Origin of the sequence: Pseudomonas sp. PLMAX (assembly GCF_046042685.1) — a bacterium.
GTDB lineage: Bacteria > Pseudomonadota > Gammaproteobacteria > Pseudomonadales > Pseudomonadaceae > Aquipseudomonas > Aquipseudomonas putida_AE.
The window spans coordinates 647,513-661,690 of record NZ_CP064949.1 but is presented as its reverse complement, the minus strand read 5'-3'; the positions used below and the strand labels follow the sequence as shown (position 1 = coordinate 661,690).

The window sequence follows — 14,178 nt, the reverse complement described above, 5'->3', positions numbered from 1 at the left end:
ATTGGAATGCATCCCCCTGTAGGAGCTGCCGCAGGCTGCGATCTTTTTGTTTCTAACGGTCGATCAACCGCCCCAACCCATCCAATAACCGCTGCAGCGCCCCCTGATTGGCGCGCATCACCTTCAACCCCGCTTCCGACATCCGCTGCGCATCGCGCGGCAATTCGAACAGGCGCTGCACCGCCACCGCCAGACCTTGCGCATCCTCAACCTCCTGCAACGCCCCGGCACTGCGCAACTGCGCTGCGATTTCAAGGAAGTTGAACAGATGAGGGCCGCTCAGCACTGGCTTGGAGAGTGCCGCCGGCTCAAGCAGGTTATGCCCGCCATTGGGCACCAGGCTACCGCCGACGAACGCGCTGTCGGCCAGGGCATAGAGAAACAGCAACTCGCCCATGGTGTCACCCAGCAGCACCGAAGTCTTAGCGGTAACGGGTTCGCCCGTGGAGCGACGGACTGTTTCGAAACCCTGCTGACGGCACAATTCGAAAACCGGGTTAAAGCGCTCAGGATGGCGCGGCACCAGAATCAGCAAGGCATCGGGATGGCCCGCGAGCAACTGGCGATGGGCTGCCAGGACCACCTCGTCTTCGCCATCGTGGGTACTGGCGGCGATCCACACCGGGCGTTCCTGCGCCTGCCATTGCCCGCGCAACTCGGCAGCACGCTGTAAAAGTTGTGGGTCGATGGTCAGGTCGAACTTGATCGAGCCGGTGACTTCGACGGTTTCCCCCCGCGCGCCCAACTCACGAAAACGCTGGGCCTCGGCTTCGGTCTGCACCGCAAACAGGCTCATCTCGGCGAGCATCGGAGCGGTCAGTTTTCTGAAGCGACCATAGCCCCTGGCCGAACGCTCGGACAGCCGCGCATTGGCCAGCGCCACGGGAATCCCGCGCTTGGCGCATTGATGGATATGGTTGGGCCAGAGTTCGGTTTCCATGATCACCGCCAGCTTTGGCTGGACGCGATCAAGAAAACGCTTGGCGGCGCACGGCAAGTCGTACGGCAGATAGCAGTGCTGGATGCGCGGCTCGTTGGCGAACAACGCCTGGATGCGCTCCGAACCGGTGGGGGTCATGCAGGTCACGGTGATCGGCAGCTGTGGATAACGTTGCAGCAAGGCGCGAATCATCGGCGCGGCGGCAATGCTTTCGCCTACGGACACCGCGTGCACCCAGATTCCTCCGGGTTTCATCGTCGGCATCCCGTAGGAGAAACGCTCGCCGATGCGCTTGGCATAGGCCGGCGCCTTGCGCGAGCGCAGCCACAGCCGAATCGCCACCAATGGCAGCCCCAGGTAAAACAGCACGGTGTAGAGAGTTCTATTCATGGCGGCGGAGTTTATCGGTTTTTTCGCCGATCGCCTGCAGATGCACGGCAAAACGTTCCGCCAACCAGCGAGCCGCCGGACCCAGCGGCTCATCGCGCCGCCAGACCAGTTCCACCACCAGGGCCGGCGGGGTCCATTCGCTGACCAGTTCGACCATCAAATCCTGATACGCCGGGTACTGAACTACGTGCCGTGGCAGCCAGGCCCAGCCAAGACCGCGCACCAACCATTCAGCCATCACATAAAAGCTGTCGGCCCGCCAGACCTGCGGGCTGGCCGGTTCGCTGCCGGGGTAGACGCTGGACTGGGTGGACATCAGCAACTGGCGATGCTGCGCCAGTTCCTGGCAGTTCACTTCAGCCTTTGCCGCCAATGGATGCCCGACGCCGCATACCGTGACCATCTCGACACTGCCCAGCACCCGCCGCTCCAGGGCTTCAGGAATTTGATCATGGTAAAACAGCAAACCCAGATCGGCCCGACGCTCCACCAGTTTGCGCGCCACATCGCCTTGGGCAGCGCTGGTCAGCTGCACTTCAATGCTGGGAAATTTTTCCGCCAGGGCTTCGAAGCTTTCGATGATCGGCTGGTACGGCATCGCCTCATCCTGGGCCAGGCGCAGACGGGCCTCCTGGCCGCGCATCATCGCCAGCGCCCGGCCATTGAGACGCTCACACTGGCGCAGCACCTCCCGCGCCTCTTCCAGCAAGGCGTTGCCGGCCTCGGTGAGTTTCGGCTGGCGGCCGCTGCTGCGGTCGAACAGGCTCACGCCCAAGTCTTCCTCCAACAGCGCAATTGCACTACTGACCGCCGACTGGGCTTTGCGCTGGTCCCGTGCCACGGCAGAAAACGAGCGTTGCTCCGCCACGCCGACAAACAGGCGCAGTTGTTCAAGGTTCCATTGCATCGACAAACCCATCTTCAGAACAGATAGGTAATGACTTTACCGCATCTGGAGAATCTCTAGAATGCCGAACTCAGCAAGCAACACTTCATACGAGGATTGACCCATGACCGCTTACTACTACCTGGCCATTGCCATCTGCGCCGAAGTGATTGCCACTGTTTCGATGAAAGCGGTCAAAGGCTTCAGCACCCCGCTGCCGCTGCTGCTGGTGATCGTCGGCTACGGCATCGCCTTCTGGATGCTGACCCTGGTGGTGCGCAGCGTACCGGTGGGCGTGGCATACGCGGTATGGGCCGGCATGGGCATCGTAATGGTCAGCGTCGCGGCGCTGTTTATCTACGGGCAGAAGCTGGATGTGCCGGCGATGCTGGGGATGGCGCTTATCGTCCTGGGTGTCGTGGTGATTCAGTTGTTCTCCAAAACCGCCGGACACTAAGACTCACGCACAATCCAATGTGGGAGCGGGCTTGCTCGCGAATGCGGTGTGTCATCCAGCATTGAAGCCGACTGACACGACGCCTTCGCGAGCAAGCCCGCTCCCACAATTGATCACCAACAAATCCACGCTTCTTCGAGTCTGTATACTGCGCCCTCGTCTTGAACACTGAGGTCGCCGCATGCCATCCGTTATTTCCACCGACGTTCTCATTGTCGGCGCTGGTGTCGCCGGCCTCTGGCTGAATGCGCGCCTGCGCCGCGAGGGTTTTTCGACCGTGCTGGTGGAAAGCGCCAGCCTCGGCGGCGGGCAGAGCGTGAAGTCCCAGGGCATCATCCATGGCGGAGCCAAATATGCTCTGCATGGCGCACTGACCGGCGCCTCGGAAGCCATTGCCGACATGCCGCGGCGCTGGCGTGAAGCCCTCGCTGGCAACGGCGAACTGGACCTGTCGGGCGTGCGTCTGCTGTCCGAGGCCCACTATCTCTGGTCACCGGGGACCATTGCCGGCAACCTCACCAGCTTCTTCGCCAGCAAGGCCGTGCGCGGTCGCGTCGATCAGGTCAAGGGCGACCAATTGCCACCGGCCCTGCAAGACAAACGCTTCAAGGGCAAAGTCTATCGCCTCGCGGAACTGGTGATCGATGTACCGAGCCTGATCCAGCGCCTGGCAGACCTCGCGGGTGACGGTCTGCTCGCCGGCCAGAAGATCGAACCGCTGCTGGAGGGTGGTGTGCTGGTCGGCCTCAAGGTGGATGAACGCGAGATCCGCGCCCAACGCATCGTATTGAGCGCCGGTGGCGGAACGGCGGCGTTGCTCGAAGCGCTGGGGTTGACCCAGCCCGCCATGCAACGTCGCCCGCTGCACATGATCATCGCCAAGGGCCCGAGCCTCAAGCCGCTGTACGCCCATTGCCTGGGTGGCGGCACCAAACCGCGCATCACGGTGACCACGCACCCGGCGGCCGATGGCCAGTGGGTCTGGTACTTGGGCGGAGATATCGCCGAAGCCGAAGGCGTGGCCCGTGAACCCGCCGAACAGATCGCCACTGCACAGAAAGAGCTTGGCCAGTTACTGCCATGGATCGACCTCAGCACGGTGCAATGGGCAACCCTGCGCGTGGACCGCGCGGAGCCATTGCAATCAGGCCTGACCCGCCCCGACAACGCCTTTGTGGCCGAGGAAGGTCGCCTGCTGGTGGGCTGGCCAACCAAACTGGCACTGGCGCCGGACTTCGCCGACCGGGTGATCGCCAGCCTCGCCCGCGATGGCATTCAACCGGGTCCCGCCAGCGCATTGCCGCCGCTGCCAAAACCGCCGATGGGCGTCCCGGTCTGGGAGCAACTGCTGCCATGAGCCAACCGACTTTGCACGACCTTCACCGCCCCTTGGGCAGCACTGGCCTGACAGTATCGCCACTAGGCCTGGGCACGGTAAAACTCGGCCGCGATCAAGGGGTGAAGTACCCCAACGGTTTCCAGATTCCCGATGATGACGAAGCGCGCATGCTGCTCAAACTCGCGCGTGATATGGGCATCAACCTGATCGACACCGCGCCGGCCTATGGTCGCAGCGAAGAGCGCCTCGGCCCGCTGCTGCGAGGTCAGCGTCAGGATTGGGTGATAGTCAGCAAGGTCGGCGAAGAATTTGCCGACGGGCAGTCCCGCCATGATTTCAGCGCCGCCCACACCCGCCTCTCGGTGGAGCGCAGCCTGCAACGCCTTGAAACTGATTTTATCGACCTGGTGCTGGTGCACTCCGACGGCAACGACCTGGCGATCCTCAACGACTGCGAAGTCTACGCAACCCTTGCCGCACTCAAGGCCGAAGGCAAGATTCGCGGCTTCGGCTTTTCCGGCAAAACCGTCGAAGGCGGCTTGAAGGCGCTGGAGCAAGGTGATTGCGCCATGGTCACCTACAATCTGAACGAGCAAAGCGAAAAGGCCGTGATTGACTATGCTGCTGCTCACGGCAAAGCCATTCTGGTCAAGAAAGCCCTCGCCAGCGGTCATGTGTGCCTGAGCCCAGGCGTGGACCCTGTGCGCGCCAGTTTCAAGTTGTTGTTCGAACATCCCGGCGTGGCCAGTGCTATTGTCGGAACGATCAACCCGCTGCACCTCGCCCATAACGTGGCGACCGTTGCCCAGGTCCTACGTAGCCACTGATGCCGCCCCACGCGGCCTAAAGCAGGAGCCGACATGCCGCGTACGCTCATTAGAAAGAACCCGAGCAACTTCAAGACCCTGCCGTTATTCGTCGAAGCGACTCCCGAAGGCCTGAGTTATCAGAGCGTCGGGAGGCCGCTGAATTTCTCCCAGATCCTGCAACGTCGGCGCCCGGTGACCGTCGCCGATACGCAACGCTTTTCCCTGGAGCTGGCCAACCTCGGGGTGTCGGTTCGCCTGACACTGCATTGGCAGAATCGCGATTACTGGGTACTGGTGCGCCAGCGGCGGCAGGACCGTGGAGACGTGGTGCTCAAGCTGATTTCCGGCTACGTGCCGGCCCATGAGCTGAACCTGCCGTTGCACACGGCCATCCAGGAAATTGCCGAGGAATGCCTGCTGGAAACCCCGGAAGGCTGGCTCGGCGGACGCTTCAACGACACCTGGCTACCCGCGCCCTACTCCAGCGCCCTGCACTACCGCGAAGCCCTGCCGTTTCGCCTGTCGCCGCTGTCCGGCTCGGCACGTCCGGTGCGTTGCGCCAACCTGCCATTGATCGAACGGCCACGGGCCTACGTGCACTTGCCGACCGCATCGCTGCAGTTGATCTACGACTTGCGCCTGGAGGTGCCCAAGGAAGCCAAGTCCCTGAGCCTGTTTCACGTCGACGAACGCCTGGAAGGTGATCAATTGGTCGCCCGCCTGGATCGCAAGCGTCCCGACCTGTACCTGATGCCTTTGCAGGATGGCCACCCCCTGGCCGAGCTCTACACCTTGAAAAAGGATCAATTGCACCCGGCAAGCACCCGCGGACTGTACCTGGCCGAAAGTTTTGCCCGGCAGGAAGGCTGGCTGGTGAAAGATGAGCGGATTCGCTGGAAGGACTGGGTGCGTCAGCAGGGTTTGACGCCGCCGGGGAAGGCTTCGGGATTGGCGCGGTTGCGTGGCAAGGCCAGGCAACTGCTGAAGAAGATCGTGCCGCGTAAAAAGGTCAACTCTTAAAAGCAAAAGATCGCAGCCTGCGGCAGCTCCTACAGGGTCACGTGCCGCAGGTTGCGATTTGTTTTGGGTTTATTCGGACTTGCGGATCTTCTCGACAATGGCGGTCGTTGAGCTGTTTTCCACCAGTCCCAGCACTTTCACGGTCCCGCCGTAAGCGGTCACGATGTCCGCACCGACCACTTGGTCAATCCCGTAGTCCCCACCCTTGACCAGCACGTCCGGCTTGACCTCGCGCAGCAGGTTCTCCGGTGTGCCTTCAGCGAAACTGATCACCCAATCGACCGCGCCCAGACCTGCCAGCACCGCCATGCGCCGGTCGACACTGTTGATCGGACGGCCGGGCCCTTTCAGGCGGCTGACCGACGCATCGTCGTTGACCGCGACGATCAGGCGATCGCCTTGCGCCCGCGCCTGCTCCAGGTACGTCACGTGCCCGGCATGCAGGATGTCGAAGCAGCCGTTGGTGAAAACGATCTTCTCTTTATGCGCACGCGCATCATCGACTGCCAGCAACAGCTGCTCCAGGCCCAACACGCCGCGCTCGGAGCCTTCTTCACGCTGGATAGCCCGACGCAATTCCGGCGCGCTGATGGCCGCCGTACCAAGCTTGCCGACCACGATACCTGCCGCCAGATTGGCCAGGCCCACCGCGTGCGGCAGTTCCTCACCCGCAGCAATCGCCGCTGCCAGGGTGGAAATCACCGTATCGCCAGCACCGGTCACGTCGAACACTTCACGGGCGCGTGCCGGCAGGTGCAATGCCGGATGATCAGGCCGCAGCAGGGTCATGCCGTGTTCCCCACGGGTCACCAGCAAGGCGCCAAGGTCCAGGTCGTGCATCAGCTGCGCGCCTTTGCTGACCAATTCGTGCTCATCGGCGCAACCACCGACGATGGTTTCGAATTCGCTGAGGTTCGGCGTGATCAGGCTCGCTCCGCGATAAATGGAGAAATCCTTGCCCTTGGGATCGGCCAGCACCGGAATGCCACGGGCGCGGGCGGCCTGGATCAACACCTGATGGTTTTTCAGTGCGCCCTTGCCGTAGTCGGACAGCACCAGCACCTTGATGCCTTCGAGCAGTTCGTCGACTTGCACGGACAACGCCAGGGAGTCGGTGGCGAACGGTTCTTCGAAGTCGATTCGCAGCAATTGCTGGTGACGACTCATGACCCGCAGTTTGACGATGGTCGGCTGGTGCGCGATGCGCTGGAACAACGCGCGCACACCGGCCCCCTTGAGGCTATTGACCAGGCTGTCGGCGGCTTCATCGTCGCCGGTGACGCCGACCAGCGAGGCCGGCGCGCCAAGGGCGGCAATGTTCAACGCAACGTTGGCGGCACCGCCCGGGCGGTCCTCGATGTGTTCGACCTTGACTACCGGTACTGGCGCCTCAGGGGAAATCCGTGAGGTACCACCATGCCAGTAACGGTCGAGCATGACATCGCCGACCACCAAGACAGGGGCTTGATCGAATCGCGGCATGGACAACTTCATGGAGCAACCCACATACAAAATGAACAGGGGCGCGATATTAACACAGGGTGGGCACAGGCTTGTGTGACGGCTGCAACGGGATCTTGCGCCAAGGCTTTTTGATCAATTATTGAGCAAGAATCGCGCATGGATTCACTCGAGCGGCGCATTGCACGCCGGCTGAGCATCAGGGTGAGCCAGGCTCACCCTGAAGTCGGTGTCAGGCGATGTCTTCGGCCGGCGTATCGAGCCCCATCGCATGCAGGCGCGAATAGTAGCCATTTTGCGCCAGCAATTGCGTGTGGGTGCCACGCTCGACGATTTCACCCTGATCCATCACCAGAATCAGGTCGGCCTTTTCGATAGTCGACAACCGGTGAGCGATGACCAGCGTGGTACGACCTTTCATGACTTGATCCAGGGCTGCCTGAATGTGCCGCTCGGACTCGGTATCGAGCGCCGAGGTGGCTTCGTCGAGAATCAGCAACGGGGCATTTTTCAGCAAGGCCCGGGCAATCGCCAGGCGCTGGCGCTGGCCGCCGGACAGCAGTACGCCGTTTTCCCCGACCTGGGTATCCAGGCCTTGCGGCATCTGCGCGATGAAGTCCATGGCATAGGCGTCCGCAGCAGCCTTTTCAATGTCTGCGCGAGGTGCGCCAGCCAGGTCACCGTAGGCGATATTGTTGGCGATAGTGTCGTTGAACAGGGTCACATGTTGTGTGACTTGTGCTACATGCCGACGCAGGTTGCGCAGGCGGTAGTCTTCGATTTCGACATCATCGAGCAGGATCTCGCCGACTTCATGATGGTAGAAGCGCGGTATCAGGCTGGCGAGTGTCGACTTGCCGCTGCCAGAGCGACCAACCAGTGCGATCATTTGCCCTGGCGCCGCAGTGAAGCTGATGTTCTTCAGCACTTCACGCTCTGTCCCAGGATAGGTAAAGCTCAGGTTGCGCACCTCCAGGTAGCCATTGACGCGGTCGCGCTCAACGGTACCGTGGTCGACTTCCGGCTCGACGTCCAGTTGCTCGAAAATGCTTTCGGCACCGGCGACACCTTTCTGAATGGTCGAACTGACTTCCGACAGCTGCCGGATCGGCTTGGGCAGCAGACCCGCCGCCGTGATGTAGGCCACCAGGTCACCGGCGGTGGCATCACCGCGCAGGAACAGCACCAGGAACATCAGCACGGCCATGGCGGTGTAGATCACCAACTGCAACATCGGCGTGTAGACCGCCCCGGTCTTGGTCATGCGCAGTTGCTTGTCGGTATTGCCCTGGCTGGCTTCGGCAAAACGCCGCTCTTCATAGCTCTCGCCACCGAAGCTGCGCACCACGCGATAACCCTGGATGGTCTCGGACGCCACATGGGTCACATCGCCCATGGCCACCTGGATCTTCTTGCTCTGCTTGCGGAATTTCTTGCTGGTGTTACCCACCATGAGTGCAATCAGCGGCAGGATGGCCAGCATCACGATGGTCAGTTTCCAGTTCATCCACAGCAGGTAGGCAAACAGGAAGACCACGGTAAGGCCTTCGCGAATCACCACCTTGATTGCATCGGTAGCAGCACCGGTCACCATGGTCACGTTGAACGTGATGCGCGAGATCAGATGCCCGGAATTATGCGTATCGAAATAGCGGTTTGGCAGAACCAGCAACTTGTTGAACAACTCGACCCGCAGGTCATGCACCAGCCCCAGCGAAACCTTCGCCAGGTAATAGTTGCCAAGGAAGGAGCCCAGGCCTTGCCACGCCGCGATCAGGATGATCAGCAATGGCACGGCCATCAGCAGCTGCAAGTCCTTCAGATAAGGGACGTTGGGGAAGAGCACCGCTTCAGGATTGCTCAGGCCATCGACGAAATACTTGAGAATCCCCGCCAGCATCGGCTGTGTGGAGGCAAAGATCACGAAGCCCACGATACTCAGCAAGAAAAGGCCGAGATAAGGTTTTACATACCCCAACAGCCGAAAATAGATTTTCAGGCTGGAGTCCTGTCCCGCTTTGGGCGGTGCGTCACTCATCGTAGAGCTCACTGGTTAGGAAGAACGCGAAATTTTATCACAAGCGCCGGGATTGGCCCGCGCCCATACCAAAACACTGGCCAGGCCAATGGGTAACCAGCTGATAAACCATTCGGCCCTCGGTGTGCCGTTCAGGCTGGCGGCATCGAATTGCATCGCCAGGGTAGAGAACAACCAGATGCCGATGATTCCCTTGGCATAGAGCGTTTCCCGAACCTTCCAGGCCTCGCGCAGAACTGCGATCCAGGTCGCCGCCCACAACAATAACCCTGGCAGGCCCAATTCGATGGCCACGTGGGTGAACAGGTTATGGGCGTGGTCAAAAGACTGCCCATCGGCGAACACCCTGTAGTTACTGCCGAGGCCCAGGCCGCGCCATGGGTGTTCCGCGATCATTTGCAAACTGGCCATCATGATCTGCGGGCGATAGGAAACACCGCGCGACAGGACCAGGGATTCGAAAAGCCAGAACGCCAGCATCGCGATGATCAGTGCGAGCGCCGCGACGAGACGACTGCGTCGGTCACGGCACCAGACCGGCATGGCCAGTATCGTGAGAAACAGTGCCAGGGCCGCGCCGCGACTCTGGCTGAGCAGGACAAATATCCCCAGAACGCCCAATGCAAGGGCATAGACTACCTGCATCAAGCCCGTACGCGGTGTCCAGAGTACCAGCCACACGGCTGCCAGCCCGATGACGTAGCCGCCCAGGATCGGATGGGACAATTCGCCCAGCCCTTCCACGCGTGAAACCCAGACGTTGCCATGCATTCCATAAAATTTGACGATCGCCACCAGCGCCGTGACAGCCAGCCCTATACCTCCCCATTGCATGACGCGGATCACGCGCTCGGGTCGGGCATTGGCGAAAACCGGAAAGAACAACAGGAACACCACGATGTACAGCACGCGCTTGGCTGCGCGATCAGGATCAGGCGTGTTCGACCATGAAAGACTGAGCAGTGACCAGATCACCAGCCCCAGCAACGGCAGGTAGATCCAGCGCTGTTCATGGAACAATTCCCGAAGCCGGGCCCGTGCGGACCAGCAGAACATGATTGCAGGCAACCAGAGAAACACCACCAAGCCTTGCTGATAGAGCTTGTTGGTAGGCGCAATGGCGATGGCCAACAAAAACCACAAAAGACCTACTGTCATCCATGCTTGCGCCCAACGAGTTTCTTGCATCAAATTGCTCCTGTAAGCGTTCGCTCACCCAACCCGACATGGTTAAAGCTGAATTTTTTCGGCATCATTGCCCGCCATGGCGCCCCGTTCTTCCAACAAGGCTTTCTACGATGCAATGTTCCCGGCTCCCTCAAGCCACCCTGAATCAAATGATTGACGGTGCCAAAGTATTGGAGGCCGACAGTTACGGGCCAAAAGTCTACCTGTTGCAAGACGGGAATATCCTCAAACTGTTTCGTCGCAAGCGTATATTTTCATCCGCCTTGTTTCGGCCTTACTCGAAACGCTTCATCGACAATGCCGTCGAACTGCAGAAGCTCGGCGTGCCGACCTTGCAGGTCCTGCAGTATTACCGACTGCAGGCGCCCGGCATGACAGCCGTGCTGTACCAGCCGCTGCCAGGCCAGACCCTGCGCCAGATCGCCAGCAAGGACGGTTTCAACTGGCCGCAAGCCTTGCCTGAGCTGGCCGGACTGATACGCCGACTGCATCAATCGGGGATCTACTTCCGCTCACTGCACCTGGGCAACATTGTGATCACGCCCGACAATCAAATGGGCCTGATCGATGTGGCTGACATGCGTTTCCTGCGAGCCCCTTTGCCTCGGCATCTGATCAAACGCAACCTGCAACACTTCGCGCGCTATATTGCACGCGAGAACCTGAACGACACCTTTCCGATGCAAGCATTGGAGCAGGCAGTGCTGCCCTCATGAGAGTAGTGCACGGGCGGTCTGGCTGAAGCTCAGCCAGGCTTGATCCGGCCCTAATGCCTGGAACTGATCAGCGGCGACCGCTGCGGCAGAGACGCTGAACGCTCGCAAGATCGCGTCGCGCCAGGCGTTCACGTCATCAACCGGGGCGTACCAGCCACTATCGGCCAGCTGTTCGCGAAATACCGCCAGCTCACTGGACAGTACCGGAACCCCCGCCATGACCGCCTCCTGCATGATCAGCCCCAGACCTTCCTCCCGCGACGGGATCGCGACCCAGTCGAACGCACGATAAAGACGCGCCGCATCATCAAGATGGCCCGGCAGCAAGACTTGCCCATGCAGCCCCAGCTCATCAATACGAGCCTGCAGCGAGGCGCGGGTGCTGCCTTCCCCGACAATGACCAATCTCAGGTCGGGGCGCTCCCGCAATGCCGCCGCAAAAGCATCAAGCAGGCAGCCGAAGCCCTTTTCCGAAACCAGGCGCCCCACCGCTCCCAATACCGGCCCACCGTCCGCAGGCAAGCCCAATCGGGCCCGCGCCTCCTCCCGAGGAAGCAAAGCGCAACAGAAGGCGGCAGGCTCAAAGGCACTGCGCAAGGTCATGACCGGTATTTGCAAGTCACTGCTCAGTGAGGCTGCGAGGGTGTTCGACACTGCAGCCAAGGCCAGCTGGGAAGCCGGGAGCTGTTGAAAGAGCACTCGATCACCCGCATGCAGCCGAGTCGCCCCATGAAAGATGACCACGACGCGGATATGCGGCAAGGACTTGAGTATCGGTAACAGCGTGCGCGCTACCCCCAATCCGTCGAGCAACAACAGTCGTGCGTCGCTGTCCTGGAGGGCGCGGTGAAAGCGGGCTCGCATCCAGGGTTTGGTCAGTCGCCAGAAATGCCGCCCTTTCAATCGGGCAGAAGACAGTCCCCACTCGCGTATCTCACCGACGTCCACTCCGCATTCGGCGGCGCCTCCCTGGAGCAACCAGGTTTTCACCGGGGCCGAGGGCAAGGCTTGAGACAGTATCTGCTGATGCACCTTGTGGATCGAGGCAAACGGAGCACCACCTGCCCACATCACGTTGAGAATACTCATAGGGCAAGCAGCCAATACAAAAGGTTATGGGGATAAGCTGCGGTGTCGCTACTTGATGGACCAGCCAATGCAGACTCCCAACAACAAAAACAAAACGAACTTGACCTGTTCGCGCCGGCTGCGACGCGCCTTGCGCTGTCGCTCTACAGGCGTTTGCACGTGCAGGCCAAACCCGGTGTGCATGACTGCGTCCGCTTCAAGCGTCAGGGCAGCCAGGTTCAACTGTGCGTATCGCTGTGACAGCGCTTTCTCGCCAGCGTGCCCGGAAAAAGGCGCGCACAATCGATATTCCTTGACCCGTCGCAGGCCCGGGTTCAGCGAGAACCCCTGCCACTCCGGCTTGTCGGAAATCAATGGATGGCAAGCCACTCCACCGACGACTTCACGCGGCCCCAGATGAATGTAGGGGCTGTGAACCCGCAGATCATGAGTATAGCTACGCAACCATACTTGCAGGATTTCCGGGCGAGATTGGAGAACGGTCATGGAGTCCTCCACAAACCCTGGGCGGTAGAATTCCCAGTCATCCTCGCAATGGAAGATATAGCTCGTGCTGACGTGTTCGTACGCCAGGTCGATCGACGCCAGCTGACCCAGCTTGGGTCGATTGACGAAGACCGTACAGTGATCCTTCCAGTGGGCTGGAATCACCGCGTGAACCCCTTCGTCACCTGCATCCTCGGTGATGAACACTTCGCGGATGGGCGCCGTATTGAATCGATCGAAGCTCTCGAGGGTGGTCTTGAGCAGGTCCAGGCGACCACAGCTTGTGACCACCAGCGTGATGTCACTCTCGTGGGAAAAATGCACGGTTGTCTCAACAAAGTAGAAGTGGCCAGCAATATCAATGGCTGGCCAACGCTTGTCAAACACCCAAATTGAGTCGAATTCTTTCCAACAGACTCAACGGCGCGCGAGGGCGCAGTGCAGGCTCAAGTTCTTCGACGATACGTTGGCCGATGCGGGCAAAGCTGAATTGGTTGACCGCCAACTCCCGACCATTGCGAGCGATGCTCTGCGCCAGTTGCGGTTCGCTGCGCAGTCTGGCCAGTTTCTCCTGAAGCTGCGCAATGTCCTGGTAGAACACTACGTTGTGCATGTCCTGCAAACCCAGCGCCTGGTTTTCCGCTGCGCCCTGATCATAGGCCAGCAAGACACAGCCACAGGCCATGGCCTCGAAATTCTTGATCATGAACTCGCCCATGCCGACGTCGGCACTGACGAAAAAGCGAATGCGGTTGAGCGTATCGCGGTACTCCTCGCCGGATTTGGTGCGAGTCACCACCAAAGGCTCGACGCGACCCAGTTCATCGAGCAAAGCCTTGCGACCGCTGTAGGCAACGCTGTTGGTACTGCCGACGAACGCCAGTTCGATATCCCGCTCGCGCCCCTGATCCGCAAGTTGCGTCTGGTCATAGCCCTTGGGCACGAACACCGCATCGAAACCCTCTGCACGCAGGCGCTCGGTGACAACGAAGCCGGAACTGATGACCCGCGCCCAGGGCAGGCGACGGTAGTGCGCGCTGAACTTGCCGGTGTACTTGCAAGGAATGTAGTTCTGGTAAGCATCGTGTTCGAGAATGACCAGGTTGGGAATCGTGCGGATAAATCCGACCTGGCGGATCTCCTGCTTGAAACGCAGGAAAAACACGATCCGGTCGTATCGGGACACATCGACTTCACGCCGGAAATAACTGCGCAGGTTGCGCTGTTCCTTGCTGCTCAACCACCGCAAGTCGCACTCGCAATGAGCCGCGACCCCGTCGTACAGACGGTCCAGGATGGCCCGCTGATCTTTCTGCACCAGAAATAGAACTTTCATCGTCTTCCTTGCCACAACAGGCA

Annotated in this window: 13 protein-coding genes; 5 read left to right on the top strand and 8 right to left on the bottom strand. The window is 60.4% G+C overall.

Translation table 11 applies throughout. The features are described from left to right. Window positions 1-52: 52 nt before the first annotated feature. Window positions 53-1,330, bottom strand: coding sequence for a lipid IV(A) 3-deoxy-D-manno-octulosonic acid transferase (waaA, locus tag DKB71_RS02985; protein ID WP_408599584.1), 1,278 nt, complete (start codon window positions 1,328-1,330; stop codon window positions 53-55). After that, window positions 1,323-2,237 (bottom strand): LysR family transcriptional regulator, encoded by a 915-nt coding sequence (locus tag DKB71_RS02980; protein ID WP_274076016.1) that lies wholly within the window; start codon window positions 2,235-2,237, stop codon window positions 1,323-1,325. The genes waaA and DKB71_RS02980 overlap by 8 nt, the downstream gene beginning before the upstream one ends. 103 nt (window positions 2,238-2,340) lie before the next feature. Here DKB71_RS02980 and DKB71_RS02975 point away from each other — a divergent pair, with 103 nt between their 5' ends. The 4 genes from DKB71_RS02975 to DKB71_RS02960 all read left to right on the top strand — a co-directional run bounded on the left by DKB71_RS02975 (window position 2,341) and on the right by DKB71_RS02960 (window position 5,841). Beyond that, window positions 2,341-2,673, top strand: a complete 333-nt coding sequence (locus tag DKB71_RS02975) for a multidrug efflux SMR transporter (protein ID WP_008004867.1) — start codon at window positions 2,341-2,343, stop codon at window positions 2,671-2,673. 181 nt (window positions 2,674-2,854) lie between these two features. Further along, entirely contained in the window at window positions 2,855-4,030 is a 1,176-nt protein-coding gene (locus DKB71_RS02970) for an NAD(P)/FAD-dependent oxidoreductase (protein WP_408599583.1), read from the top strand. Then, window positions 4,027-4,839: an aldo/keto reductase gene (locus DKB71_RS02965; protein WP_408599582.1), complete on the top strand. Its 813-nt coding sequence runs from the start codon at window positions 4,027-4,029 to the stop codon at window positions 4,837-4,839. Before DKB71_RS02970 ends, DKB71_RS02965 begins: the two co-directional genes overlap by 4 nt. 33 nt (window positions 4,840-4,872) lie before the next feature. Further along, window positions 4,873-5,841: a metal ABC transporter ATPase gene (locus DKB71_RS02960; protein ID WP_274076019.1), complete on the top strand. Its 969-nt coding sequence runs from the start codon at window positions 4,873-4,875 to the stop codon at window positions 5,839-5,841. 69 nt (window positions 5,842-5,910) lie between these two features. Here the strand turns inward: DKB71_RS02960 and hldE are convergent, their stop codons facing one another. The 3 genes from hldE to DKB71_RS02945 form a co-directional block, all read right to left on the bottom strand. Continuing rightward, complete coding sequence (gene hldE, locus DKB71_RS02955; protein ID WP_274076020.1) at window positions 5,911-7,335, bottom strand: bifunctional D-glycero-beta-D-manno-heptose-7-phosphate kinase/D-glycero-beta-D-manno-heptose 1-phosphate adenylyltransferase HldE; 1,425 nt, start codon at window positions 7,333-7,335, stop codon at window positions 5,911-5,913. A 199-nt stretch (window positions 7,336-7,534) separates the two neighbouring features. Continuing rightward, on the bottom strand, window positions 7,535-9,340 hold the full coding sequence (gene msbA, locus DKB71_RS02950; RefSeq protein ID WP_274076021.1) for a lipid A export permease/ATP-binding protein MsbA: 1,806 nt from the start codon (window positions 9,338-9,340) through the stop codon (window positions 7,535-7,537). 15 nt (window positions 9,341-9,355) lie between these two features. Continuing rightward, on the bottom strand, window positions 9,356-10,528 hold the full coding sequence (locus tag DKB71_RS02945) for an O-antigen ligase family protein (RefSeq protein ID WP_408599581.1): 1,173 nt from the start codon (window positions 10,526-10,528) through the stop codon (window positions 9,356-9,358). A 110-nt stretch (window positions 10,529-10,638) separates the two neighbouring features. On the opposite strand from DKB71_RS02945, the gene DKB71_RS02940 reads away from it, so the two are divergent. Continuing rightward, window positions 10,639-11,244, top strand: coding sequence for a toluene tolerance protein (locus tag DKB71_RS02940; RefSeq protein WP_274076131.1), 606 nt, complete (start codon window positions 10,639-10,641; stop codon window positions 11,242-11,244). Here DKB71_RS02940 and DKB71_RS02935 read toward each other — a convergent pair. From DKB71_RS02935 to DKB71_RS02925, 3 genes are read right to left on the bottom strand one after another with little or no spacing between them, the layout of a single operon-like run. After that, window positions 11,239-12,333: a glycosyltransferase gene (locus DKB71_RS02935; protein ID WP_408599580.1), complete on the bottom strand. Its 1,095-nt coding sequence runs from the start codon at window positions 12,331-12,333 to the stop codon at window positions 11,239-11,241. The two genes, DKB71_RS02940 and DKB71_RS02935, sit on opposite strands and share 6 nt — an antisense overlap. A gap of 48 nt (window positions 12,334-12,381) precedes the next feature. Next, window positions 12,382-13,143, bottom strand: coding sequence for a glycosyltransferase family 2 protein (locus DKB71_RS02930; protein ID WP_408599579.1), 762 nt, complete (start codon window positions 13,141-13,143; stop codon window positions 12,382-12,384). A 55-nt stretch (window positions 13,144-13,198) separates the two neighbouring features. Next, window positions 13,199-14,155: a glycosyltransferase gene (locus DKB71_RS02925; RefSeq protein ID WP_323608919.1), complete on the bottom strand. Its 957-nt coding sequence runs from the start codon at window positions 14,153-14,155 to the stop codon at window positions 13,199-13,201. Window positions 14,156-14,178 lie beyond the last annotated feature (23 nt).

What these genes read in the sequence shown, in the direction of transcription:
- waaA (WP_408599584.1), bottom strand. Translation starts at nt 1,330, where the DNA reads ATGAATAGAACTCTCTACACCGTGCTGTTTTACCTGGGGCTGCCATTG.
- DKB71_RS02980 (WP_274076016.1), bottom strand. Translation starts at nt 2,237, where the DNA reads ATGCAATGGAACCTTGAACAACTGCGCCTGTTTGTCGGCGTGGCGGAG.
- DKB71_RS02975 (WP_008004867.1), top strand. Translation starts at nt 2,341, where the DNA reads ATGACCGCTTACTACTACCTGGCCATTGCCATCTGCGCCGAAGTGATT.
- DKB71_RS02970 (WP_408599583.1), top strand. Translation starts at nt 2,855, where the DNA reads ATGCCATCCGTTATTTCCACCGACGTTCTCATTGTCGGCGCTGGTGTC.
- DKB71_RS02965 (WP_408599582.1), top strand. Translation starts at nt 4,027, where the DNA reads ATGAGCCAACCGACTTTGCACGACCTTCACCGCCCCTTGGGCAGCACT.
- DKB71_RS02960 (WP_274076019.1), top strand. Translation starts at nt 4,873, where the DNA reads ATGCCGCGTACGCTCATTAGAAAGAACCCGAGCAACTTCAAGACCCTG.
- hldE (WP_274076020.1), bottom strand. Translation starts at nt 7,335, where the DNA reads ATGAAGTTGTCCATGCCGCGATTCGATCAAGCCCCTGTCTTGGTGGTC.
- msbA (WP_274076021.1), bottom strand. Translation starts at nt 9,340, where the DNA reads ATGAGTGACGCACCGCCCAAAGCGGGACAGGACTCCAGCCTGAAAATC.
- DKB71_RS02945 (WP_408599581.1), bottom strand. Translation starts at nt 10,528, where the DNA reads ATGCAAGAAACTCGTTGGGCGCAAGCATGGATGACAGTAGGTCTTTTG.
- DKB71_RS02940 (WP_274076131.1), top strand. Translation starts at nt 10,639, where the DNA reads ATGCAATGTTCCCGGCTCCCTCAAGCCACCCTGAATCAAATGATTGAC.
- DKB71_RS02935 (WP_408599580.1), bottom strand. Translation starts at nt 12,333, where the DNA reads ATGAGTATTCTCAACGTGATGTGGGCAGGTGGTGCTCCGTTTGCCTCG.
- DKB71_RS02925 (WP_323608919.1), bottom strand. Translation starts at nt 14,155, where the DNA reads ATGAAAGTTCTATTTCTGGTGCAGAAAGATCAGCGGGCCATCCTGGAC.